We start from the raw sequence: 24,112 nt of genomic DNA on the forward strand, positions 1-24,112 counted from the left end.
AATATACTGTAAATTTTAGGAGATTAATAATGAATAAAAATAAATGGTATTTTTCTTTGTGGTTTATTGCGATCATGTTTGCACTTTGGTTTTTCATTATCCCGCTAATAATAGGGATTGTATTATTGATTAGATTTAATAAAGTACAAAATGAAAATCACAAAAAAGTGAAAGAATTTGAAGCAGCGTTGCTTCATCGGGCAAACGAACTATTAAAGAAAGAACAAGAAATGGACGCAAGTAGGTTAGATCTGAAAAAAAATGAAAAAGAAACTTCAGAGAAGTTGTTTCATATGCAAAAAACGATCATCGGATTACAATTAGCTCAGCAACTAAGAAGAATCCATATTACAAAAGCAAAAGAAGAAGAGATGTTAAAATGCGATCGGGAAATTAATCGTCAGAAAAATAAGCTAGAGGAAATTAAGCGGCAGATTCACTATTTTGAAAAAAAGAAAATTGATCTTGAAGATGAGGTTTCACTTCAATCATTCGGTTTTCACGACAATAAATTTTTCCTTGTAAATTCCCAAGAGTATCTAAGCTCATTGGAACTGGTAAGGGAAAAACAAAAACAGATGATAAAAGAAAGAAGAGCGGCAGATTACGATATACTCTCTATTGAAGAAGGCAGGGTAACACCTGGAAGCTTAAAAAGTAAACAGCAAATGACATTATCTGTTCGTTCTTTTATTAATGAATGTGACAATGTTATTAGCAGAGTGAAATTTAACACAGTGGAACTTGGAGAAAAGAAAATCCGTACTTCGTTTTATGATATTAACAAATTGAATTCCTATAATTCTATTTTCATCACAGAAGAATTTTTGCATCTTAAATTAGAGGAATTATTCTTAGTCCATGAATATGCAGAGAAAAAGCACGAAGAAAAAGAAGAGCAGCGAAGAATTAATGACTTAATTAGAGAAGAAAAACGAGTACAAAAAGAGCTTGAAGAAGAATTAACCAAAATAAAAAAAGAAGAACAACATCTACTCAACGCCATATCTAACCTTTCAAGTCAAATAAGCAAGGATGAAATGCTTCAATATAAAAAGAGATTAGAGGAAATCAACATCCAAAAAGCTCATGTGGATTATAGAGTTAAAAATACCCGAGCGGGTTATGTATACATCATTTCAAACCTTGGCTGCTTTGGTGAAGATGTTTATAAAATAGGGATGACGAGACGATTAGAACCCATGGATCGCATTAAAGAATTGGGAGCTGCCTCTGTACCTTTTCACTTTGATGTACATGCAATGATTTTTTCCGATGACGCTCCATCCCTGGAAGCAACTCTGCATCGAACATTTGCTTATAAGCGGGTAAATAAAATGAATGAACGCAAAGAGTTCTTTAGAGTAACGCTTGAAGAAATTAGAGAAATCGTTCATCAAAATCACAATGCTCATATCGAATTTACAATGCTCACCCAAGCAAAGGAGTATCGAGAAACTCAAATGCTGGAAAAGCAACAAGCATACAATTTAAAGCTCGGTTAAGGATGGATGGTATAACTAAATAACAAGATTATTATGATGGGAAGTGGGATAAATTGAATATCAATCAAAGAGCAGTAAAATTATTTGAGGAAAATCAGCATGATGAATCATTAAACCTGTTTCAAGATGCTGTGAATCAATCGAGGGACATCCAATCTCTAACCAACCTGGCTTGGTTCTATTCCAATGAAGAGCATGATGACGAAAAAGCCCTCTCTTTGCTGGAAGAAGCGGTAAGCATGAATCCCACTTCCTATTTTCCATATAACTTACTGGGAGAGGTTTATCTCAGACAAGAAAAGTGGCTGCCAGCAAAAGATATCTTACTCACGGCCATTTCTATCCATCCTACACAAACCGCTTATCATAATCTTGGGGTTGCTCATTTTCATCTGCGATCCTTCGAAAAATCGGCAAAGTATTTTTCGCTAGCTTCAGCAAAGACAGATTTTGCAAGGTACAGCCATGTATTGTGTCTGATTGAATTAGGAAAGGTTAATGATGCGAAACGGATAGTCGATTCATTTTCCGAATCTGACGATGACTTTGTTGGTGGAGTTGATTTAGCGGAATTATACGTAGAGTTGGGCTGCCACCAAGAGGCGATCAAATGGTTCACAAAGGGATGGAACAGTTACTCAAAAGAACCTAATTGGGTTAGTCAATATGTTTATTCCCTTATAAAATTGAATCAAGTAACTCGTGCTAATGAGATCATACAAGAATTGATGAATCAAAAAGCGGAAGAACTAAAAGAAGCTTCAGAAAAAATGTGTGATGAAGACTGGACAGAAAGGGATAAACAGGAACATATTAATGAATTGTACGAAGAAATGAACGAGTATAGACAAATGGTTGAACGAATCTCTTCTGGTTACATCCCTCTCTTAGATTTTGATCCACCTATCCATACAGCATGCTACCTATTTGGTTGCAACCGCCATAACCATCCCGAATATCAAGGATAGTATGGTAGATTGGAAAAACGTGCACAGAGGATTTACACTCTGTGCACGTTTTTATAATAAATTCCCCCATTTATTCACTTGAACACAGCTTTTGGCATTTTAACGAGTTATAAATGTTCTTTAAAAATCAGTTTAAACCGCGGCTTAATGTCAATTTCAATGATTTGTTGGGAATCTTCGTTTAGGATTGTCAACAGAATACTTGCCTGTTCCTTTTTATCTTTTGTAATTTCGAATTTGCTAACCCGTTTTAAATCCAATAGTGATAACAATTTATTTGAGGCTCGATGGGATACTTGTATTTTCACTTCACCGTAGGCGGGTGAAAGTGTAACATTAAAATCTTCTTCTCCGTTAGAAAATTTATATGATGCTATATTATAGTAGAAGGGTAAATCCTTCGAAGTGGTATCAAATAACATAGGCTCACATTCAAATAACGAGAGAAAGTCGATTTCTTCTGGGAATTTATACATTTATCGTTACTCCCTTATTTTTAAACTGCTTCTCGATCAGCTAAGCTTGCTGCTTTATTAGAACTGACGATTACAAATTGCCATGTTTGTTTCCTAGGATTCTTTAAGTACCCAAGGTATTTCCATTTCAAAATCAATCTGAAGTGTTGGTTTGGAAAATCCACCAGGAACAAACTGTAAATCGTTTGAAAAAACAAAAGTGAAATGACCTATTTTCCCTACATTCTCATCATTCCAAGTGTCGGTGTTTACAGGTTCTCCCTTCCTTATTATGCCGACGATATGGTAGCAGCCACTATAGAGGTGCAATCCATTTTCATTGGGTCCAAATTCCGATAAATGAACACACTTAGAAGGAGTTATTCCTAAACTATTTAGAAATTTCGACTCTAAATTAGAAAATGACTTCATATATTCATAAAAATTAAAACAATCTAAGCAATGACATAATCCCCAATTATGACTGTATTGTGTTTTAGTTGCATCAATATCAACATCAATCACCCAATTATGGACTTCAACTTTTTGGAACAATTTCTACCCCTCCTAGAACTTGTAAGACTCAAAGAAACACACCATTATTCAATTATAAGAAGTTAAATATGACAGCTCTTTATAAAAGTAAAAGAACTTTCCGTCTGTTGTTCCTTATATAAATATCCTCTATTGGAAGAACTGAGTACCAGGAAGCTGAGGTCATTCCGCCTAATACGGTCTGTTTTTGCAAAAAGATTAGATAATTAAATGAGGATGGAGCATTAAAATATATTAATTATACAACATTGGATCGAATTTATTGATTTCATCAAATAATATAAAAAAGCGTTCCTTCAATTAAAGAAACGCTAACCGCTTAGCTTGATTAAAGAGCTTCTTGTTTAAGTCTGAAGGCAAGAATGAAAGGAAGTACAGGAAGGAGCACGAACAGTTTAAATCCATTGTTTGTGCCTAAAAAATATAACGAAGGAAGCAATAGGAACAAGCCTGATAATGCTATCAATTTCCAGGAATTTTTTGTAATTCCCCATACGAGCAAGAAAATTGAAGACACGCTAAACAGCCAAAAAACGAGACCAATCCAGAAAAAGTCCATTTCCTTTCCTCCTTGTCGTTTTTGTTGCTGAATCAGCCAAATATTAACTGATAAAGAATATAGATGATTACTATTCCAAAAATGATAAAGCCGCCGATGGTAGGATTGCCAAAGAATGTTCGATTCAAACCGTCCTCTTGATTGATTTTGCTCTTTTCTTTCTCACTTTTCATCTAACTCCCCCCTTATGGATTAATATTTATCAATCGTCGCCCCAAGAACAGAAGCACGAATAAATTCCATCTTTTGAAAGCGTTGAATCTCCTTAGGTGCTCCCGTTACAACCGCTCCGTTAATTCGAATCATCCCATTTGTCGATTGTGTGTTTTCTTCTATTCCTTTAAGGGCTTCTCTGATAGATCCCTTCTGTGAGCCAGATTGACTCAGCTGCTCCATCGTATCCATAAAAAACTGTCCGTTTTTATCTGAATATGGGGATTCTGGGTACACATCAAAACCAAATGCTCCGCCACCGCCCTTTGTTTTATTACTGTCACTATCAAGTTCTTTTTCCATTCTCTTCATTTGAGCTAAGGTTGTTGTATCCACCCATAACCAATTGACATTGTCATGTCCGAGCTGCTTACTTGCTTCTGTTAAAGTCATTGGCTCATCGAAAGAAAGAGCTACTTCCACCAGCATGTCTTCATTTAACCGATCAATGAGTTCAAGTTCGTTTGGCAAAAAATCATAGGACAGCTCTGGATAATAAAAATCAATTTTTCTCTCATTATTTAAATCATTGTAACGGACGTATCTCTGAGCATTTCTATTAATGGAATTGACTTCTACCATACCATTTCCGCTTTCCAGTGTTTCCTTCCTTCCAAAAAGGGGGATTTTCTCCCTTTTGATATCCCATAGTATGGAGCGGTCTCCAATCGTTTTACGGTATCTTTTTTCTGAAGTTACACTGAAAAGATCATAATTATATCCCCCACCACTTGCGTGTATGTTTGCACCATGAACCGTGTCAAACATTGTACTTTCTTCTTTTTCTATTCGCTTATTCATAAGGTATTGACTTCCGTTAATAACAACAGGCAATAGAATGGTCATCGTTAGTACCGATATAATCACATACTTTATTGTCTGCTTTCTTTTCGTTTTTTTGATAGCTTTCTGCATGGATGGGCTACTAAGAAAATCAATATCCTCCACATTATTTGAATCATGGTTATCGCTCATGTTTTTCCTCCTTGTAAACCTTTGCTAACTGTTTCCTCGCTCTAAATAAATTCGTCTTAACTGAACCGACAGGAAGTTCTAATAATGTAGAGATCTCTTCATATGACAGCTCTGTTTGATACTTCAATAGCAGCAGTTCCCTATATCGCGGCTTTAATTTTGAAAGGGCATGTTCGAGCTGGCCTCGCTTTTCTTTTAGTAGGATTACTGCCTCGGGATTCTCTTCAATATCCGTGTCTAAAATTCCATTGTTTAGAAAGAGCTCATTCCGCTTTTTCTTACGGCATTGATCGTAATGAAAGTTTAAAGCTACACGAATGAGCCAGCTTCGAATCTTGGAAGACTGTATGGTATCAGAGTAGAGTAAGTACTTATATGCTGTTTCCTGAACAATATCTTCTGCATCCGCATGAGTGATTTGCAATTTACGTAAGTACCTGTATACGATATTCAGTTCAGAATTAAGTTCCTTTATCGCATTTATGTCATTCATCATCGTCCTCCTGCTTACTAGACGTTTACATGTGATTTAAGTTTACAATATTTATCAAATTATTTATTTAATTCCTAAATCAAAAAAGAATTTCTTCGCTTCGAAGAAATACTCCTTGGTAGATGTTGAACTATTTTAATGCATTTACAACAAGAAACTGGATATCGATAGTTTCCATTGTACCTTTTTTAAAATTTGCCCTTTAAGTACAAAAACCTAGACTGTATTATGAAAAAGGCAGATAAATTTGGGGTGATCCTATTGGAGAACAAGTTATGGCAAGTGAACGATAATTCATTCAAGTTAGACCCATTAACCGATCTGGTAGTAAAACGGGTAGAAGAAAAATTCAAAGTGAAATTTCCCAAGTCTTATTTAAGGATTCTTTTTGAACAAAACGGCGGATCCATATTATACGATTCCTTCCCTACCGCTATTCCAACATCTTGGGCGGATGATCATCTACATATAGATCACATAAGAGGCATTGGGGAAGAGAATGGTGTAACAGAAAGCAGTTATTTAATTAAAGAATGGGGATTGCCTGAAGGTATCATCTTGTTTTCAGGTGACGGCCATTCTTGGATTGCATTAGATTACCGCGATACAAAAGAAGAACCTCCTATCATCTATATTGATACAGACACAGATATAATCATGACATTGGCTCCAAGCTTTCAAGCCTTCCTTTCTAGTTTATACAAGAGTGATGTGGTTGATGGAGAAGAATATGCTTCTGTGCCTGAAAGGAAATGGACGCTGGAGGAAATCCAAGTTGCTTTTGCTTCAGAGGATGAATTTGAAATCTGCTATGCATTAGATAATTTGTACTTATATCCTGACAATCGTCAACACATCCTAGAAAAGGCATTACCTGCTCTTCTCCAAAATGAAAAACTAGCTATTAAAGAAAATGCAGCAAACTATGCTCATCACTTCAATGAAAATGGGCAGCTGTCTCGTCAATGTATAAAGAATATCGTGATGATAATTCTAAAAGACACTGAAATCGCGTATTATGCAGACATGTTTTTTGGTGGCGGCGTTTAAGGAAAGGAGAAACAATATGAGCAAAAATTTTTATAATGGTCGAGATTTTTGGATAGTTGACGACGAGGTCGATCCGAGCTTTCCAATCACTGAAGAAATAATCAATAAAGCGGAGGAACGTTTGCGTGTTAAATTGCCTGAAGCTTTTATTGAGTTAATGAAATTACAAAATGGAGGGGATCTAACCTATCCGCAAATCATGCTCCCAGCTTGTGATGAAGAAAGCTTCTTTTATGACGAAGATGCAAGTATTCCATATATCTTACCTATCCATTTCGAAATTGCTTATATGAGCATCGTATTTTCATTAAATCTTTTGAAAGACATGAGTCTTCCTGACAAACTGGTTGTTTTGTGGACAGATTTCCATTATTGGCTTGTACTTGATTACAGAGTTAAAGATGCTGACCCATCTGTATTGTATATAGCAGAAAATTTCACGCCGTCCGCTTCCAATTCTACTACATGGGAGTATATAAAGGTTGCAGATACCTTTGATGAATTTTTAGGACGCTTGTATCGTTCTGCAGAATAACCGTATAACTTATCTGAACTTCTGGACATTTATGTTAAAGTGTATAGCTTTAGGAACAATGAATTCTTATTTTATAAACAATGACATACTTCCATATTCACTTAGAATATTATTATTTAGGAGAATCGAGGATGAAAGTAATTAACATGATTGATTCAAGTTCGAAAGTGGCAAGTGCTTCGTTGATTGAATTGAAAAAAACTGAAAAAGAACTTGGTGCTATTTTTCCAGAGGAATATAAGGAACTCTTTCTAGAAACGAATGGAGCAAAATTTGGCGAATGGACTTTGTTCCCCATTCCAACAATTGACCTATTAGAAATAACCTTTGATATTGTTAAACGAAATCGAGCTAAAAGGCCTAAAAATTTACCTAGTGATATGATCTGTATTGGTGAAAAAATGAATGGTGATATACTCTGCTACCGTATTAGAAAAAGATTTATGCAGGAACAAATCTATCTTTGGAATGATAAAACTGGGATAAGCGATTGTAAAGCATCAACATTAAGCCAATTTATAGATTGGTATGTACCGAGAGCTGGTATTAATAAGCCCAAAACAGTTGGTACTTTTTCAGTAGAATCTGGAAAATTAATTGTTACTGATCCATATTTTCAGGTGGATAATGAAAATGAGATGCAAATTCTTCTTTCAAATGTAAAAAAAGGGAATTGGACAACAACCATCTCTTACTCTCATGAAGATGTGGTTGAAAATTTATTTGTATTTTATGGAGTACAGAAGCCGAAAGGGAAATGGCATGATTGCGATAAACTAGTTGGAGTTGACTCTGCCCAGGCTGGAATTTTCGATCTTACAGCATTTGGTAGAGACGCAAAATATTATCTTGCATGTTGTGATATAGTTGCTTCCGATGCACATGGGGGAGTTGTTCCAAGTGGTGCAGTTTCAATGTCTGGTTATGGTGATGGAATGTACGAAGTGAAAGTAAAATATAACGTTTCTAAAGAGGTTGTGGGAGTGATGATTGACTTTAGATAAGTAATGTTTTATTACTATAGCCTATATAAGAACTCTGAGCGATTGCAGCATACTGCGATCGCTTTTTGATTACTGAATTATTCAGATACCACAAAACATTTTCATACCATCACGTAAGATTTTAACAATCTATAAATTCACTAAAGATTTGATGCGGTTTTAATAGAAAGATTCAACGTATATAGGTTTTATTGAGGGATATCAAAACCGTCATTAATACATTCGGTCTTTTTTCTATTCAGTGCAGAATGGAGAGCCCGTATTGAATCCACCGCGTGACTGCCCCAGTGTATTTCAAAGCTGTTTGTCCATTCCCAGATTGCTTGGCTATATTGTTTCTCATCGTATAGCTTCAAACCGTGCTTTACATCCAAATATATATCTAAAATATCATCCGTTAAACTCGAACCCACAGGTTCCTCTAAGTGGTACGGATCAAACACTTCCCAATAATGTTCATACTCTTCGAAATTAATAGGTGGTGCGGATATTTTAAAGCTAGGGTTTCCATCATCTTCTGCTTCAACTGTCGGAAGATAAAGAGCTTTGGAATACAGATCTAAAAGTGCAAGCAGCAGACTTTTTAATTTATTGGTGTCCTTGTTGGAATCGAAACCTTCAATCATGCTGCAATAGTTCACTGCTGATTGATAGAAGTCCTCCCATCTCTTTATTTTTCATGTATATTCCTCATTCTATGGAAAAAGTTTAATCTTTTATTAAAATTCCACTCTGTTGTTCCCAATCCTCCAAGATAGACCAAGTAATTGGATTTTCTATAAGTGAAAAAATGGTTGATGATTTCTTTTGTTGTAGCAGATACTTGAAGATCGATTATCTTTTTACCATTTATCCAGGATAACTGCCCTTCTTCACTTTCAACTAGGGTATGTTCCTTCGCAACATCTCCAAAATAAACATATTGAATTCGAATCTCTTTGTTGTCCTTAACCCTTAATACAATGTATCGGAGTGCTAAATTGTTTATGGAAGACTCTAGTAACCCTGTTTCTTCTCCAATTTCTCGTAAACAGGCTTTCATAGGATCATTTATTTCATGGCCTTCGATATGTCCTCCGATCGGCACCAAATGGCCAGGTAAAAATGAACTGTTCGAATCTTTTTGAAGAAATAAGAAATCTTGATTATCGTTATTTAGAAAGGCTACCGCCATTTGTCTTAGTTTCAAAAATCCTCACCCTTTATTCTGTGGATAGCTGAATGTATTCTTTATGGAGTCCCCTCCCTTGGAATCGTTTTTCATTTTTGCTGTACTATAAAAGCGTTCCTTCTAAATGAAGAAACGCCAACCCTTTATGAATTAGTGTATTTGTTTATACCAATATTCGATGTCCTTCCACTTATGCGAATAGTGCTTCTTGCTATCAAAATAGCAATAGTTGATATGCAGACAAGGTGAGATGTTTCCATCAAGAACGTTTGTTTTTGGGAAAACAAAATGTTTTAGGTTGTGCAATCCTTTTACAAATTCAAGGGAATCTACTTCTCCGCAGTTATCAAGCATTAACCATTCTAAAGAATGTAAATGTTTTAGTTCCCCGAAATCTGCTACTTTCTTACAAGAATTGATTTCGAGTCTTTTTAATGAACTGCCCAAATTTGTTAAAGGCTTTATTAACTCCAGTGTTCTTAAATAACTCAATTCTAATTCTTGCAGTTCTTGAAGTTGTTCAATACCTTCCAGTGACTGTATTTTAGATGTTCTAATCTCCAACATTTCAAGGGTTTTTAAATGCCGTAATTCATCAAGATTCCTGCTAGAGGGAGAGTATTTATGAAGGTACAGCTCTTTTAAATTTTCTAGGGAATGAAGACCCCTAATCTTTTTTGACCAAGTCAGATCAAGGATTCTCAGACTGGTGAATGCTGTCAGATCAATTTCATTTTTCCCATCTATAGTAGTAGACTCACCTAATGCCAGTCTTTTAAGATTCTTTAAATAATACAAACCACTAATATCTTTCAAAAAAATACTGTCTACACGAATGTCCTCTACCGTAGGACATTCCTTCAAAAAATTGAGATCTTTCCCTTTATATAAGAAGTCAAGGATATCAATCTTTTTGACTCTGTTCATTTTAATGTAGTCTATACACTCGTTTAGATACTTTTTAGAAATTTCTACACCTTCACCGTTGGAATCTTCCCATATTCTTATGTTATTTATTCTTTTGTATTTAACGCTCATTTGAGTAACTCTCCGCTCATTCTATAATTGAGAAATCGACTCCTTCTGGAAATGTGCTTGTAACGGAAGATAAATTTGAGAATTTCGCATCATTAGAAATGATGATTACATAATCCCCGTCGTGACCAATCCAGAAAACGGTAGTCTTTTCAGTGATCGATACAATCGGTGTTTCAAGCTTTTTCTTCCCAAATAATGTCTTGAATTCCCTATTACCTAGGTTAAAGACATCCTTTTCTAATGACCAGGCTGAAAAGTTATTCATGTTTCCATTGTTATATAGATAGTGCGAAACCGCACCAAATTGCTCTTTGTTTGTGATTCTAGCTTTGCCGTAGAAATCATGTTTTTTCCGAGGGAGAACTTCATATTCGATTTTGTGTTTTGCACAGTCATGTTCAAAATCCTCTAAATGAAAGTCAAACGCTTCGAAGAAAACATAGATTGGGTACTGATCTATATTGTCCATCCAATTCGACATGAATGCATCCGATTCTTCTTCATCATAGGCTATCTCCAGAATATAAGGAGCGTCGCCTTCAATACAAAAGGGAAAATAACCTCCTGCATCTGGTTGAGGAGTTAATAAATTTTGCGGCACAAATCCTATTCCAACATTCATTTTTGCCCCCTCTAATCTTCTTTCAGTTTTTAAAGAACTCCACTTAAGAAACTCCCTTACCTTTTATATTACATAAATAAAATCGCAGCATGTTTGCTATTAGCGTTCGATTCAATCTGACCTGCATCCTATACTGATTATCCTGCATTCCTTCTTTGCTTTTTACGGTATAAGGCGTATCCTCCAATACCTGTCCCAAACAAAAGAGAAGTTCCAATGATTGAAGTCGTTGCATCGTCTTCCATTTCATTCATTTGTACAACTTTATCGTCCAAGTCCTTGTTTAGATCATCTATCTCTGTGACGTATTCTTTCTCTTTTTTCACCAGATCGGTTTCAAGTGTTTTTAATTCCGCTTCTCTTTCAGCCAACTCATTTTCTTTTTGAGTTAAATCCGCTTCTTTTTTTTCAATTTGTTCAATGTCCTCTAAAAGGTCATTATTCTGATCTTTCAATGCCACTAGCTCCTGCTCTTTCTCGTCCAGAGTTGCATCTAAAGAAGAGTTCTCACTAGTCAGATCATCGATTTGTTTGCTCAAATCTGCATTATCAGCTTCAAGTCTCTCGATTTCAGCACTCGAGGGAGCGGCAGTTGTTGACGAGGACCGATTGACTGATGTTGTATCCTCGCTTCCGCTGCTTTCTGAGCTACCACCGTTATGATAATGGTATCCTGTGCATAAGCCTTTAGAAATTGATTTGTCTGAACAATTATGTCCCCCATTACCATCAGTTCGACCTGAATGAGCACTCGCTACAGAGATTTGAATATATAAGATTAAGAAAACCGTTAATACAAAACTTAATTTCTTCATAGTGACCCCCATCGTATGTAATATAGACTAATTCTAGATGAATTGATAAATATTGTAAACAATGAAAATATTAGGGTATTACTCTTTTGAAATGTGAAGAATTCATTTTCCGTTGATTAACAATGAGTATATAGATTATTATTCACTTCATGAAGGTTATTTGGGAGGGGCGAAGAATTTAATATCTATCAAGGTAATGGGGGCATTCAATTGAGTAAACTAGACAACATTTATCAAAACAAGCCGAAAGACGGGACAGTTTTAGGTCCATTAACAAAAGAAGAGCTTATAACGGCACGCGAAATCAAGATTAAAGCGGAAACATTAAGTGCTATCGATATAAATCCTAAGTCATTCGAAGATTTCGAGAAATATTTTGCCTTTGTTCAAGAATTTGAAACGCAGCGTCATGATTTCTGGAATCCAATTATGAAGCGGCTTGGAGCATCATGGGATTGGGAAGTACAAGCAGACCTCGTTTATGGAGTGGCATATGTTGTGAATTATGATGATCCTTTTTACGTTCATGAGGATGAAGATGAGGATGACGACATTTAATTCCTTTTAAAGCAATGTTATAAATGATTTATAGCACTTATATTGATGTAATGGGTTCCGATTTAGGACGAAATATTGTAAATCAGACCCCTATTACAAAGTAAGATTAACCACACCGCCTTTAGCGGTGTTTTTGTATAGAAAAACCCAGTCCCTTTAAGAACTGAGTTTATTAACCTTTATGAACAATTCTAATTCCATGAAACCACCCGTCAGTTGAATAACAATGGTCATAATTTTCATTGGGATAAATGACTGTAATCTAATAGCTCTACTTTAAAATCGTGTCTACATTTTAGCTTATTGCTGTTACAGGATGGAAAAATTCTTAATTTAACCAAATCATCAGCGTATCTATCTTTACCACTAAGCTGGGAATTCACTTCAATCTTTACAACAATATCATAAGAATGACTGTTGTTGTAATTGATGCCAACAATTCTTACCCATTGCCATCCTATCAAATCATTACTATATTCTTTTTGAACTTTTTTATCTACAGTTGGAAAAATAATATCTGATATAATGTCCTCAGTTGTGACATATATTTCTTGTTCTACTTTTGAATTCGAATCTGCTTTGACAGCTTGCCAAGGAGTAAAGGCTGATAATAAAAAGCCTAATAAGATGATGTATTGCTTAATCATAAGATTCACCTCATTTGAATGTTTACTCCTTATTCTTGACCTGAACTTAATTGATATTCTTTAAAGATTTAACCTGCCCGTTAATGCTAAAAAAAAGCTCTACTTCGAATTAAAGTAAAGCCTCATTGTTGAATCATATTTAATTGCCATTTTCTCAAGACCTTCAATTCAGCGGAAAAAAGATAGGAGCTGAATCAACATTCTTAAGCCACAAATGCTCTTGACCATTTAAACCATCCTTCACCCATACATCGCCTTGAGAATCCCTTTCCTTCTTTCTAAACCAGGTAAGATTTGAACCGACAACTTGAGGATCTTCATCAAGTTCATTCTGCTTCGGAAAAGTGATTTGTTTTTGTTCTTTTGTTCTGATGTTGATAGCATAAAGGGCTGTGAACATGATTGGAACAGGTCCTTCCTTCCACTCCTTATTCTCTTTTGAACGGGCCACAATGACAATATCTGGTGAAAACCACTCCAAATCAAGGTCTACATATCCTTTAGGTGTATATTCCTTTTGCTGATTAGCAGCTGGCATATCTGCAATTGTGGTTTTCTTGTTTTCAACAAAAAATCTTCCTTCACCTGAAATATAGGCTAATTGGTTAGCAGCTGGAGCCCACTTCATCCAATCTTGGTACCCAAGCATTTTTCCTATCGGTTGAAACTGCTCTCCCTGTGATGACAACACACATAATGTATTACTATCATTTGACCAAGAAGCTGTTGGAGTGGCTAGAAAACTCATCCACTTTCCATCAAAGCTCCATTTAAAATAATCTGCTGAGATTGCAAACAATTCAGGCTCTTTTGTTTGAATCGTATAAAAAAGCTGCATCTTATCAGCAGAAAGATTTGCATCGACTGGTATTTTATAAAGCTTGATTGGTCCCCATCCAGTAGGGCGTAAACTGGATGGAGAAGAAACAATAAATTCTTTCCCGTTCGGAAACCATTCAAAATCGCTGACCCCTAATGAAACATTCTCAAATCCTTGCGGGCGGCCATTTTTTATTTTTGTCACATTTAATAAACCTTGAACATTGTAGGCTAATTGATTTTTGATAGGTGACCATTTGAAGTTAGATGTTTCGACCCTGACGTATGGCTGGTAGCTTTCTTTTTCCTTAGTATCATAAATGAATAAATCCGTTTTTTCTCCATGTTTATCACCATCAATATAAGCAATAAATCGACCATCATATGACCATTTCTGAGAATATACATAACGATTTTTGGTGAGTTGTATTTCTTTATCTCCCTCTTTGATCCAAAGTTGATGGTTACGGATAAATGCAGCTTTGAGCGGGGCTTCTGCATTGACCATAGTTGATAAATGAAAACTAATGAGTATTAGAAATAATAAAATCCGAAATATCAAGATCATCCCTCCTACTTATAGGATGGCCTTATAATTAATGAAGATTCTCACTTAATTTTGCCTATATCTTCTAGAAAACAAAGTGCGATTTCCTTATACAGTAGTCCCCCGCTTGTTTAATAACATAAAAATTTGAATTTCAGCAAATAATAAGATGAATATTTCAATTAAACATAGGGAAGGAAGTGATAATCATTAGAATTGCAGTGCTAGTATGCCTAATATTTATTGGACCTCTAATTAATACGGCAAATGCAAACGATAGTCTTGATGAGAACACAAATATGTATTTACAGAGTGGATACGGGGATATATATGAGGAACTTCAGCTCAGCAAAGAGCATTTCCGAAAGAATATCGTATTACCTAATAGGCTTCCTCCAGTTGCATTTACTCATAGTTTTGTCAGGTTTAATGATTTAGATGGACGTATTAATGATGAGTTTGAAATTGAATATATAAATGAAGCTAAACCGCACAATCATTACATGATATCAGTTAGACTGATTGAATTCGGGATAAAATTTGAGGAGAGACACATATCCCAAACCGTTAAATTGAGGGATGGTAGCAAAGCTATTTATTCCACAGCTACAGACGGATTTAATCTTCTTGTCTTTGAAAAGTATGGCTTTCAATACATTTTGAGCATTAGTAAAGATATGACAACAGTCTCAAAAGAAGTATTAGCTGAAATCGCGGACTCAATAAGAAAGAACTGATATCATTAGGGGCGAAAATATTTGGCAATCGCCCCCGATTGTTGAGGATGAAAAAAGTGTTGAGCAGACTTCCTTGATTGAATTCTCCCGTGGGTAGAATTACTTTCTGTTCAAATAATTCAATTCCATTTCTATATCACTTTTTATTATTTCTGAATCACTAATAGTATTTTTAGTAATTGGAAACTCTGATCTATGTTCTAGATAGAATTTTAATTGCAAAAATGTGCTTAAAGGAAAATCGTGCTCAATCCACATATTTTTATATCCGACAATCCCATATTCTCTCAGGATTTTTTCAGCTTCACCAATCACTTCACCTAGGAAATTGTCGTAGTAACACTCATTATTTAGTTCTATCTTAGGATTTTCATCATCATTGTCATCCTCATAGAACGTGACTTTTAATTGCATTTTTCCATCACCCAAATAGCGAAAGTACCAATCCGTTCTGCTAGGTTCTGCATCCCAAAAGAGTTCAGAACCAGATTTCACATAAACATCTTCAGTATAAAAGGGATTAATATTTAATAAGGCTTGAAGTAAATCACCTAGAGCATTGGTTAGATAACCTGCCGTGAAAGAATATTTCCTTGAATTTATCTCTAGATGACATTCCGCCCAACCCGCACCATTCAATTTGTATATAAACACTAAATTATTCACCATCCAAAAATATTGTAACAAAGCCTTTCCTCAACTAGCCTCTCCAATTTCTCAATAAGAAAAGGCGATCCATTGTGCTGCAATCGCCCCCGATTGCTGGATACTTCATTTAACTTTATTTGAGAAGATTAGAAATCCAATCTCGATCTGCGACATCTAACAAATTTAATACTTCTGATGCAACTTTTTCAAAATCCTCTTGCGACTCAGCTTCTTCGAAGTTAAACCAAATTCCATCTTCCTCCTGTGAAGTTGCTCCCAGCCTAAATCTGTTATCCATATGATGAGCGGTAACCTTATTTGGTGGTATCTGTTCTCCCCAAGACGTAAAAATCCCCTGCCTTGGACAAGATGCTAATTCAACAACAAAAGAGCCACCCCACCTATTAAATTGAAATGTAATTAAATCTATACTTGCTTCATTACTTCGTCTGAAATGAGGAATAGAACCTTTGAATCCTTCTGCTTTCAGCAAAGGCTGAACTACATTTCTTATGCCGATTATCATTAGTTTGCGTTTAGTCGAAGTCATTTTAGTGTCACCTATACCTTTACTTAAACTTAAATGTCTAACTTATGGGCTTATCTAATGGAACGACTATTTCACTTTGCAGCAATCGCCCCCGATTGTTAAATAATGAATATCGTATGGCAGCTGCTTTAAAAAGCTCTAGGATCACTATAAAATGCTTTTAAAGAATTTATAAATTGTATATCTCCAATTGGGTGGATTCGTTGAAAAACAGTTGGAATCTTTGCATTTATAGGTCCAAGTATTAATTGCTTTTTTTCTTTATATGACCTGTTATCATTGACTCGATTATCAAAGTTCACTGTGAAATAATATAAATATGGCCTTATCCAATTTAAATAAGAAAAATCATTTTTAAGAGAAGGTTTTATTTGCACTGATTGATTTTTATTTAGAGCAAATTCTACAGCATTTATAGGGGTTTTATTAATGTAAGGTACTACATTAAATTGTGGATCCGCCATAATCCATTTTTCTAACTTTGGAATATATACTTCCACTACAATATGACCTGCACCGAACTCCCTAGTCTCACAATCCTTGGTTTTTAAGGATAGAATTCTGGAATATAGCACTAATGCATTTAAACAACCATTTAGAACGATTGCATATTCCACACATCTGTATTGTTTACCATTTGAAACTTCCTCTAATACAAATAATGGATCAGAGTGTTGAGGTTCATTTTCGCCATTATGTTCCCAAAGTCCGCTGACCCATTTCATTACCACTTCAACAATTTGCAAATCATCCATTTGATTATTAATTAAGCTATTTAAACGGAATTTTTGACGGAGCTTTTCGAGATAATTATGTTCATAATTTAACCACTTAAAATCGTCAACTACTTTATGTTCTTCCATTGAAAATGCAATCACAGAAACACCCCTAATAAAATGAAAAAGATACTTATCTGATTCCTAATTTCTTAACAGAGAGTTTATTTCCTTATTCCATTAAACCCCAATTCCTCAATAAGAAAAGGCGATCCGCTTTGCTGCAATCGCCCCCGATTGTTGAATAAGGTAACAATATTAGAAACCTTTTGCAGACTAATTAATTATTGAGTAATTTCTATTAATAATAATCTTGCTTTTTCAAAACTCATAAGTTCTTTATAGAATTGTGGATATTTACTTACCGAATCAGTTAAAAAGAAGTATTGCGGGTAGAGTGAAAAAAAGTTTTTATCAAGATTTTGCCTTTGATGATAAGGTATTTTCTCTTTGCTAATTACATAAGTAGAACTTCCTGCGATAGTCATACAAAATTCATTAAAATCCCCTGTGAGAAAATGTTCTTCCGAGAGTTCTCCATCGAAATCCTTTTCAATCTGTTCAATATCTTCATAGGGAAATGCATTTTTTAATTCTGTTTCATAAAGGATTTTAAGATTGTTTATTAAATCATTTTTCATTATTTTACCTCTCTGTAATTTAGTTGCTTTCAAAATAAAGAAAAACGATTACCTTGAGCAGTAATCGCCCCGATAGCTTAATAAGGATTTCACTTTTGCTTCTCGTTTAACTGCTTCAACCATTCTTTTAACCACTCGTAAGGAAGCTCTACTTTTGAAAGGTCTAATTTCTGCAATTCTTCTAATGAATATGTATTTACTAAAAACAAATCCCATTGACATTCAATATCTCTTGCTATGTTTATAGCCATTGAATCATTCTCATCTAATGCGATACCTTCATCATTATCGAATACCATTGTTAAGTTATCGCACCAATTAACAAAATCATATTGGGAAAATCTGTTTTCTTTACTGCACAGGGTATCCAATAATGTTTTTAAGTTTCCAACTGTATATGGAATGTTTATTCTCGTCTCATTAGAATTCCAATCCATTTAAGAACCCCTTCATTTGTATATAACTACTATAAGTTTATTTAACATCCTGTCATAATCTTTGATAAAGGAGACAATCACAATATGCTGCAATCGCCCCCGATTGCTTAATAAATCACCTAAAAGAAATTTAAATGGAGCCAGCATAAAAGAATAGTATGACTATTGGAAATAGAGAAATGACAATTAAGGATAATATCGCTATTTTAATTACCTTTTTCGCTGATATGTTCCAAATAAGGTTAAGAGACCAGCAAATTAAAACTGATCCAATAAATAATCCTAACAGAGTGGGAACTGGTTCAGAAATACCTAGATATGTATGACCAATTGACATTTCCCTTTCACCAATAGGTGTAGTGAAATTAATTACCGACAGGCCCATAAGCACTAAGCCTGCTAATATACTTGCATACCCTAGCTTCTTATTCATTTTTAGATAACCGCCCCACTTTGTCCAGCATTCAAAATAGCACATAGAACCTTTAACTAGTCACTTATTACAATACTGTATGAAATATTAATCTTATCCCAAACCCAAGCCTGAAATAATTTATCTATTTCTATTTTCAAATTTTCATCATTTAATTCCTCGTCAATTCCTAATTCTTTAAGACTAAATGTTTCTGTCGCTTCTATACCTACATAATTTGAACTAGCGAAAGAAAAGGTAACTGTTTTATCCAACGGTCATCCTCCTACCTTTTAAATCTTTGCTTACTTTTTAAAGAGTTCAATAAAAGAAGCGATTTATCCCTTCTTGGATAATCGCCCCCGATTGTGGAAGATTAAACTCTTTCAATCCCTTTTCCAGAAACAACAAAATGAGGGCTTTTTTCTTTTCGGTTAAAGAACCTCCAATGCTCACTATCCTCATCGTCTTCTGAACTGTCTGGAAAAGTTTCTAACTTATAACCATTTGATAAAATGGCTGCGAATCCCCCGAAATCATCTGCTTTAATTTCTTCTACTATTAATTGTTCATTATCGTTAAAAAAAGATTTAATCCGTTCATCAAATCGATTGTTACCTTGAATATCCCAATCAAAATCCTCATCAAGGTCGTCCCACAACGAGTTTGGAGAATAGAAATCGCGAAAAGCTATAACAATTTTGTTTTCTAATATAATCCTCCACGAACATTGTATATGTAATGCATATTCTGCTGTTTCTTCTGTTTGGCCACTTCTAATAATTTGAACCATTTCTCCAAATCCCAGCCAAAATAGGTTTGAGGCTCTTCCTGCATACTGTAATTTCAAACCTTTTATTTTATCTAATTCAACTTCAATTGCTGCTCTCATTACTAGTCTCCTTGTTTTAAAACAGTGATTATTCCTTTTAAATTGCCCAATTCTTATCTAAAGGGTGATCACTATCTGCTGCTATCGCCCTCGTTTGTCGAAAAAGAAAATTCCGCATTTTTCACCTAATCATACTTATTCATCCAGAATCCTAACACTTCACTTTGTTGCGAGTGATATCTCTCTATACCATCAGTCCAAAATGACTGATTACAATGTGTTTTTGTTATTTGTAATTCACTGTATATAATTTTTATATCACTTGCACCCGAAAAAGACCCATTTCCACTTTGATGAACGCATTGCTTATCTATAGGCGTTCTTTTTCCGTTTTCATCGACATAATAATATTTGTCGGTTACAACTCCATAAGTCACATTTGGTGTTGAAGTGAATGAAGCTCCATATATATAAATATCAGTGTCTTTTAGTGCCTCTAAAGCTAACTCGGTTACTGGAATAACTGTGTACTTCCCCTCTTTTTTAAGTTTTGGTTCACTCGGTACATCATAGAAAACCGTAATCGAGCCTTCAAAACCTTCTGGAATAAGGTAAATGTTATCGGTAGTTTTCTCTTTTTCAAAAATTGAACAACCGCTTAATGTTCCTATTAATAAAAATGCGAATAACAGTTTCACTTTTTCACTCTTTTCATTTTTTCTCTAATTATATTAAGATTGTTGTGAAACCAAACTAATTTACTCGTTAGTTAAAATAATCACTTTTAAAACCAAAAAATTCTTTTGCTATTCAACAATCGCCCCCTTTAACGAAACATCAAATAACTTTTGTAACGCTCGTTATTGTATGTTTACTAATTCAACCAAATACCTGGGCTGCAATTCCAAATAGTGTATTATTTCTCAATGGCATAGTGGGTGAATTTATAATCATTATTGGAGGATTATTAACCATCATAAATCCCATCTCTTGTAATACAATCATAAATTCCTCTTTACCTGACGGTACATCTATTCTTAATTTTCCTTGATGCCTAGATGCCAAGCTATTTACGAGTAAGGCAGCTACCTTATTATCTGGAGCTACAATGGGTCCTAATATCAAGTTTTCGGGACCTAAAATAGCTGCTCCATAGCCAATAACATTATTTTTATAATCCTTGGCCACTATGCAATTTTCCGATTGAATTATCCTATTATAAAGGAAACTACTTCTTCTAGCTCCGAAGGCTTTCTCATCAATGTGGATAACACAATTAAAATGAATGTTACTAAAATTTTCTAAAGTAACACCATTGATTTCCGCAAATTTTACAGGTTTATAGTTTTCACATAGATATTTATGTACACTATTAATAGCCTTAAAACCTATTTTTTCGTATAGAGGTATCCCTTCTTCAGTAGCTATTAACATAATAGAAACGGTATTAGGGACAGAATCTATACATTTTAGAGTAGCATCTTTGGCTAGTCCTAATCCTCTATATGCTTTATCCACGATGACCATCCCAATTGAAGCTGCTTTAGTATCGTACGTGATGATTGCAGCACTTGAAACAACCTTACCTTTGCAATTTTTATGCCCGTATATTTTACCTGTTCTCATAATTGTCGCAATTTCTTTTTCATCATAATCCCACCCAATAGAGTTGGATAATTTAATCAAATCTGAAATGTCATTTTTATTAAGTAGAACTAGACTCAATAATTCCTCGTTGATAAAAACCATCATCTGCTCCTATAATGTTATTTGAATCACCATTGGCGTTAATCCATATTTTTTAGAACTCCCCAATTACGGAATGAAAAGTTCACTTAGTCCCACTGAATACAAGATCTGCTCTTTGGAATGGTTTTTGCTCTTCCAGATAAATATCTTCTGATATCATCCAATTATCTTCCCACAATTCACGAGCGTCTTCTCCATCTCTTATGATACCTCTTGATAGCCTTATCTCTCTAGGGCAATCAATCCATATCTTTATATCATATTTATTTTCTAGTTCTTGACGAATGGTATATATACCTTCAACTACGACAATACCACCTACAGGCACAGTATGGCATTCTGCTAAGGAATCAGTTTCCCAATCGTATCGTTGATATTGCCCTTCTCTCCCTTGGCTTATTGGTTCCAGTACCTGATTTAAAAGACGTTTCCAATCGAAGTCTGCACCGACTGGCTTTTGTGTAGGATGTTTTTTTATAATTTGTGATGAAGGAAAGTAAAAATCATCATTATGTACAATTGTTATACTAGGGAGTACTTCTTTCATTTTATCAGCAAATGCACTTTTCCCTGAGCCGCCACATCCATCTATTCCAATCACCAAAGTTGATTGCATTTTAGTGATCTCACTGATAGTTTCCATAAACTCTTTAAAGGAGTTGACTTTTCCCCTTACCAATTTCATATCACTCATAATTTCATTACCCCTCTAGGTTGGTTGAGAAATTTGATAACGACATTCAAAGAATTCAACAAAAAAGGCCTTAACCCTCCTTGGATTAACACCTACAATTAGTTAATGAAGGACCAAAGCAAATTACTTTGCAGCTATAGCCCCCGTTTGTTCAATAAAACCTTTTCCTCTTTAAATCCACTCTTTTCCGTGTTCACGAATGAATTCAATATCGTTCTGATAATGTTCAAGGTGTCCTTCATCTATCATTTTTAGAAAAGCACTATCGCCTTCGTTCGCTTTTCTTTCAATTGTTTTACATAACCCTTCTAATCGCAACAATACCATATCCAAAAAGCCTTCTTCCAATTCCTCCCCATAGGATTCAAAAAACAATTTTATTCTTTGTTTTTTCCGTTCAGTGTGGTCTAAAGAATAAAAAACTTCCTCACCTGTTTCAGAATGATAAACCCTACTTAAGGGAACGCAAGTGTAAAGGGTATAGGCAATGTCCCAAAGTCTCGGGCCAGGACCAGCAACGTCAAAATCTATAATACCAACTGGTCGTTTATGATTAAAAATAATATTATATGTAGCGAAATCATTATGACAAATGACCTCAAATGGTTGCGGAGTGTTATCTATTGACTGCCAACCTTCCTCCATTGGAAAATCACTCACAGAATCGTGATAGAGACGAAGCACCTTAGCTATTTCTTTTAAAACATCATTAGACCACATATATTCTTTTAGAGGATAATTACCAGTTTCTCCTTCGATAAATGACAAGATCTCTCTACCTTTTTCATCAATACCTAAAAACTTTGGTGCATAAATGAACCTCTTGTTTTCCAGGTGCTTTAATAGCTTGTGAATTTTGGTACTGTCTGGCTTTAAATTTCTACGAACAGTATCTCCAGAACGATATACGGTTGAGATATTTCCTCCTGTTAGCATTTCTTCGTTTTCGTAGTTTGACATCTAAAAAATACTCCCATCATTATAAAATTTACACTTTTAAAGTTAATCCCCATTGTTCAACAATCCTGCCCTTTAATTGAATACCACTTATATACACTTTAACATAAAAACCCAAATATCCTGGCGGAATTCGTCACTAAAAATACAAAGAAACAGTTCCATTCTAATTTGACTGTTTCTTTGCTAATCTTAAATTGAATCCATGATGTTTAGTCTAATGGTCGTTTATTTTTATCGGGCAAAAGCAAGAACAAATCATCGTTTAACTCAAAAACTTCAGGCTCCCAATTTTCTTCAGTAATTCCGCTTTCCTCGAATACTTCTCTCACATATTTTATTGCTTCTTCCCAAGTTGCAAACTCAACATATTCAAACGGTGGCTGCCCCTCGTCATTCCATGCTGCCCATTTTTTGTTCGGCAACTCAGTGATGAACCATTCTGCATCAGGAGGAATCGTAAAGATATGAAAGGAGTGATCCCTCAACTCTTTCCACGTAGAGAAACCCAGACTTTGGCTATACCGATCTAGATCGTTAAGAAACATTTTCTGAAACAACTTACTTAAGATGCCCATCGTTTAATCGCCTCCTGGCTATATTGCCTGATTACCGAGAACAATGATATCTGCTCTGTTGTGCGGCTTATGCTCTTCAACATAAATGTCTTCTGAAATCATCCAATTTCTTATCCACATATCACGAGCCCCTTCACCATCCCGTTCAAGCCCTCTTGAAAGTCTTATTTCCCTTGGGCAATCGATCCATATTTTCATATCATATCTATCTGCCAATTCCTTGCGAATGGAATATACTCCTTCAATTACAACAATCCCCCCTACAGGGACCGTATGCCATTCAGCCAGCTTGTCTATTTCCCAGTCATATCGTTGAAAATGACCTGCTTTTTCTTGGCTTATTGGCTCAAGAACCTGAATTAAAAGTCTCTTCCAATCAAAATCCGCCCCTATAGGTTTTCTTGTTGGATGGCGGGGTAAACGCTGTGCAGAGGGAATGTAAAAATCATCTTTATGAACAATCGTTACACCCTTACATTGCTCGTATATTTTTTGTGCAAACGTACTTTTTCCAGAACCTCCACAACCGTCTATCCCAATCAACATGTTCGACTGTTTTCTAGGAAAGGTGC

Annotated in this window: 34 protein-coding genes; 7 read left to right on the forward strand and 27 right to left on the reverse strand. The window is 35.1% G+C overall.

Annotated features, from left to right (window positions below; genetic code table 11):
* Nucleotides 1-29: 29 nt before the first annotated feature.
* Nucleotides 30-1,505, forward strand: a complete 1,476-nt coding sequence (locus AC3ISE_RS15140) for an SNIPE associated domain-containing protein (RefSeq protein WP_489221625.1) — start codon at nt 30-32, stop codon at nt 1,503-1,505.
* Nucleotides 1,506-1,558: 53 nt separating this feature from the next.
* The gene (locus AC3ISE_RS15145) at nt 1,559-2,473 is read left to right on the forward strand and encodes a tetratricopeptide repeat protein (protein WP_489221626.1); all 915 of its coding nucleotides are present in this window, start codon (nt 1,559-1,561) and stop codon (nt 2,471-2,473) included.
* A 107-nt stretch (nt 2,474-2,580) separates the two neighbouring features.
* On the opposite strand, the gene AC3ISE_RS15150 is transcribed toward AC3ISE_RS15145, so the two are convergent.
* The 6 genes from AC3ISE_RS15150 to AC3ISE_RS15175 form a co-directional block, all read right to left on the reverse strand.
* Nucleotides 2,581-2,949 carry a hypothetical protein gene (locus AC3ISE_RS15150; protein WP_489221627.1) on the reverse strand — a complete coding sequence of 123 codons (369 nt, stop codon included), beginning with the start codon at nt 2,947-2,949 and terminating at the stop codon, nt 2,581-2,583.
* 93 nt (nt 2,950-3,042) lie between these two features.
* Nucleotides 3,043-3,483: a hypothetical protein gene (locus tag AC3ISE_RS15155; protein WP_489221628.1), complete on the reverse strand. Its 441-nt coding sequence runs from the start codon at nt 3,481-3,483 to the stop codon at nt 3,043-3,045.
* Nucleotides 3,484-3,811: 328 nt separating this feature from the next.
* Nucleotides 3,812-4,042 (reverse strand): hypothetical protein, encoded by a 231-nt coding sequence (locus AC3ISE_RS15160; RefSeq protein WP_489221629.1) that lies wholly within the window; start codon nt 4,040-4,042, stop codon nt 3,812-3,814.
* Between the two features lie 32 nt (nt 4,043-4,074).
* Nucleotides 4,075-4,215, reverse strand: a complete 141-nt coding sequence (locus AC3ISE_RS15165) for a hypothetical protein (protein WP_489221630.1) — start codon at nt 4,213-4,215, stop codon at nt 4,075-4,077.
* Between the two features lie 19 nt (nt 4,216-4,234).
* On the reverse strand, nt 4,235-5,230 hold the full coding sequence (locus tag AC3ISE_RS15170; protein WP_489221631.1) for an anti sigma factor C-terminal domain-containing protein: 996 nt from the start codon (nt 5,228-5,230) through the stop codon (nt 4,235-4,237).
* Nucleotides 5,220-5,726 (reverse strand): RNA polymerase sigma factor, encoded by a 507-nt coding sequence (locus tag AC3ISE_RS15175; RefSeq protein ID WP_489221632.1) that lies wholly within the window; start codon nt 5,724-5,726, stop codon nt 5,220-5,222. Before AC3ISE_RS15175 ends, AC3ISE_RS15170 begins: the two co-directional genes overlap by 11 nt.
* Before the next feature lie 258 nt (nt 5,727-5,984).
* Here AC3ISE_RS15175 and AC3ISE_RS15180 point away from each other — a divergent pair, with 258 nt between their 5' ends.
* The 3 genes from AC3ISE_RS15180 to AC3ISE_RS15190 all read left to right on the forward strand — a co-directional run bounded on the left by AC3ISE_RS15180 (nt 5,985) and on the right by AC3ISE_RS15190 (nt 8,312).
* The gene (locus AC3ISE_RS15180) at nt 5,985-6,773 is read left to right on the forward strand and encodes an SMI1/KNR4 family protein (RefSeq protein ID WP_489221633.1); all 789 of its coding nucleotides are present in this window, start codon (nt 5,985-5,987) and stop codon (nt 6,771-6,773) included.
* Nucleotides 6,774-6,789: 16 nt separating this feature from the next.
* Nucleotides 6,790-7,308 (forward strand): SMI1/KNR4 family protein, encoded by a 519-nt coding sequence (locus tag AC3ISE_RS15185; protein WP_489221634.1) that lies wholly within the window; start codon nt 6,790-6,792, stop codon nt 7,306-7,308.
* A 131-nt stretch (nt 7,309-7,439) separates the two neighbouring features.
* Nucleotides 7,440-8,312: an SMI1/KNR4 family protein gene (locus tag AC3ISE_RS15190; protein ID WP_489221635.1), complete on the forward strand. Its 873-nt coding sequence runs from the start codon at nt 7,440-7,442 to the stop codon at nt 8,310-8,312.
* Nucleotides 8,313-8,500: 188 nt separating this feature from the next.
* Here the strand turns inward: AC3ISE_RS15190 and AC3ISE_RS15195 are convergent, their stop codons facing one another.
* The 5 genes from AC3ISE_RS15195 to AC3ISE_RS15215 all read right to left on the reverse strand — a co-directional run bounded on the left by AC3ISE_RS15195 (nt 8,501) and on the right by AC3ISE_RS15215 (nt 11,958).
* Nucleotides 8,501-8,986, reverse strand: a complete 486-nt coding sequence (locus AC3ISE_RS15195; protein WP_489224348.1) for a DUF5063 domain-containing protein — start codon at nt 8,984-8,986, stop codon at nt 8,501-8,503.
* Nucleotides 8,983-9,501: an NUDIX domain-containing protein gene (locus tag AC3ISE_RS15200; RefSeq protein ID WP_489221636.1), complete on the reverse strand. Its 519-nt coding sequence runs from the start codon at nt 9,499-9,501 to the stop codon at nt 8,983-8,985. The genes AC3ISE_RS15195 and AC3ISE_RS15200 overlap by 4 nt, the downstream gene beginning before the upstream one ends.
* A 132-nt stretch (nt 9,502-9,633) precedes the next feature.
* Nucleotides 9,634-10,521, reverse strand: coding sequence for a leucine-rich repeat domain-containing protein (locus AC3ISE_RS15205; protein WP_489221637.1), 888 nt, complete (start codon nt 10,519-10,521; stop codon nt 9,634-9,636).
* A 16-nt stretch (nt 10,522-10,537) separates the two neighbouring features.
* Nucleotides 10,538-11,143 (reverse strand): hypothetical protein, encoded by a 606-nt coding sequence (locus AC3ISE_RS15210; protein ID WP_251625656.1) that lies wholly within the window; start codon nt 11,141-11,143, stop codon nt 10,538-10,540.
* Between the two features lie 137 nt (nt 11,144-11,280).
* Nucleotides 11,281-11,958, reverse strand: coding sequence for a YHYH domain-containing protein (locus tag AC3ISE_RS15215; protein WP_251625657.1), 678 nt, complete (start codon nt 11,956-11,958; stop codon nt 11,281-11,283).
* Nucleotides 11,959-12,168: 210 nt separating this feature from the next.
* Between AC3ISE_RS15215 and AC3ISE_RS15220 the strand changes: the two genes are divergently transcribed.
* Nucleotides 12,169-12,516: a hypothetical protein gene (locus tag AC3ISE_RS15220; protein WP_489221638.1), complete on the forward strand. Its 348-nt coding sequence runs from the start codon at nt 12,169-12,171 to the stop codon at nt 12,514-12,516.
* Between the two features lie 239 nt (nt 12,517-12,755).
* Here AC3ISE_RS15220 and AC3ISE_RS15225 read toward each other — a convergent pair whose 3' ends face one another.
* Nucleotides 12,756-13,163 carry a hypothetical protein gene (locus AC3ISE_RS15225; protein ID WP_489221639.1) on the reverse strand — a complete coding sequence of 136 codons (408 nt, stop codon included), beginning with the start codon at nt 13,161-13,163 and terminating at the stop codon, nt 12,756-12,758.
* A 163-nt stretch (nt 13,164-13,326) separates the two neighbouring features.
* A complete protein-coding gene (locus AC3ISE_RS15230) occupies nt 13,327-14,544 on the reverse strand; it encodes an eIF2A family protein (protein WP_489221640.1) in 1,218 nt (405 codons plus the stop codon).
* 284 nt (nt 14,545-14,828) lie between these two features.
* Here AC3ISE_RS15230 and AC3ISE_RS15235 point away from each other — a divergent pair, with 284 nt between their 5' ends.
* The gene (locus AC3ISE_RS15235) at nt 14,829-15,266 is read left to right on the forward strand and encodes a hypothetical protein (protein WP_489221641.1); all 438 of its coding nucleotides are present in this window, start codon (nt 14,829-14,831) and stop codon (nt 15,264-15,266) included.
* A gap of 99 nt (nt 15,267-15,365) precedes the next feature.
* Here the strand turns inward: AC3ISE_RS15235 and AC3ISE_RS15240 are convergent, their stop codons facing one another.
* The 14 genes from AC3ISE_RS15240 to AC3ISE_RS15305 form a co-directional block, all read right to left on the reverse strand.
* Complete coding sequence (locus tag AC3ISE_RS15240; RefSeq protein ID WP_489221642.1) at nt 15,366-15,953, reverse strand: hypothetical protein; 588 nt, start codon at nt 15,951-15,953, stop codon at nt 15,366-15,368.
* A gap of 94 nt (nt 15,954-16,047) precedes the next feature.
* Entirely contained in the window at nt 16,048-16,464 is a 417-nt protein-coding gene (locus AC3ISE_RS15245) for a DUF4304 domain-containing protein (RefSeq protein WP_489221643.1), read from the reverse strand.
* A gap of 128 nt (nt 16,465-16,592) precedes the next feature.
* Nucleotides 16,593-17,342 (reverse strand): hypothetical protein, encoded by a 750-nt coding sequence (locus tag AC3ISE_RS15250; protein ID WP_489221644.1) that lies wholly within the window; start codon nt 17,340-17,342, stop codon nt 16,593-16,595.
* 182 nt (nt 17,343-17,524) lie between these two features.
* Nucleotides 17,525-17,881 carry a YxiJ family protein gene (locus AC3ISE_RS15255; RefSeq protein ID WP_489221645.1) on the reverse strand — a complete coding sequence of 119 codons (357 nt, stop codon included), beginning with the start codon at nt 17,879-17,881 and terminating at the stop codon, nt 17,525-17,527.
* Between the two features lie 89 nt (nt 17,882-17,970).
* Nucleotides 17,971-18,318, reverse strand: a complete 348-nt coding sequence (locus AC3ISE_RS15260; RefSeq protein ID WP_251625676.1) for a hypothetical protein — start codon at nt 18,316-18,318, stop codon at nt 17,971-17,973.
* Between the two features lie 130 nt (nt 18,319-18,448).
* Nucleotides 18,449-18,751, reverse strand: coding sequence for a hypothetical protein (locus AC3ISE_RS15265; protein ID WP_251625679.1), 303 nt, complete (start codon nt 18,749-18,751; stop codon nt 18,449-18,451).
* Nucleotides 18,752-18,807: 56 nt separating this feature from the next.
* The gene (locus tag AC3ISE_RS15270; RefSeq protein ID WP_251625682.1) at nt 18,808-19,005 is read right to left on the reverse strand and encodes a hypothetical protein; all 198 of its coding nucleotides are present in this window, start codon (nt 19,003-19,005) and stop codon (nt 18,808-18,810) included.
* 101 nt (nt 19,006-19,106) lie between these two features.
* A complete protein-coding gene (locus AC3ISE_RS15275; RefSeq protein ID WP_489221646.1) occupies nt 19,107-19,622 on the reverse strand; it encodes a hypothetical protein in 516 nt (171 codons plus the stop codon).
* Nucleotides 19,623-19,747: 125 nt separating this feature from the next.
* The gene (locus tag AC3ISE_RS15280; protein WP_489221647.1) at nt 19,748-20,260 is read right to left on the reverse strand and encodes a DUF6843 domain-containing protein; all 513 of its coding nucleotides are present in this window, start codon (nt 20,258-20,260) and stop codon (nt 19,748-19,750) included.
* Nucleotides 20,261-20,441: 181 nt separating this feature from the next.
* Complete coding sequence (locus AC3ISE_RS15285) at nt 20,442-21,314, reverse strand: GNAT family N-acetyltransferase (RefSeq protein WP_489221648.1); 873 nt, start codon at nt 21,312-21,314, stop codon at nt 20,442-20,444.
* A 79-nt stretch (nt 21,315-21,393) separates the two neighbouring features.
* Nucleotides 21,394-21,954 carry a uridine kinase family protein gene (locus AC3ISE_RS15290; RefSeq protein WP_489224349.1) on the reverse strand — a complete coding sequence of 187 codons (561 nt, stop codon included), beginning with the start codon at nt 21,952-21,954 and terminating at the stop codon, nt 21,394-21,396.
* Nucleotides 21,955-22,176: 222 nt separating this feature from the next.
* Entirely contained in the window at nt 22,177-22,965 is a 789-nt protein-coding gene (locus AC3ISE_RS15295) for an aminoglycoside phosphotransferase family protein (RefSeq protein ID WP_489221649.1), read from the reverse strand.
* Between the two features lie 209 nt (nt 22,966-23,174).
* Nucleotides 23,175-23,540, reverse strand: a complete 366-nt coding sequence (locus AC3ISE_RS15300; RefSeq protein WP_489221650.1) for a hypothetical protein — start codon at nt 23,538-23,540, stop codon at nt 23,175-23,177.
* Nucleotides 23,541-23,558: 18 nt separating this feature from the next.
* Nucleotides 23,559-24,086, reverse strand: coding sequence for a uridine kinase family protein (locus AC3ISE_RS15305; RefSeq protein WP_489224350.1), 528 nt, complete (start codon nt 24,084-24,086; stop codon nt 23,559-23,561).
* Nucleotides 24,087-24,112: the final 26 nt, after the last annotated feature.

It is taken from the genome of Metabacillus sp. KH_069, from assembly GCF_057838075.1.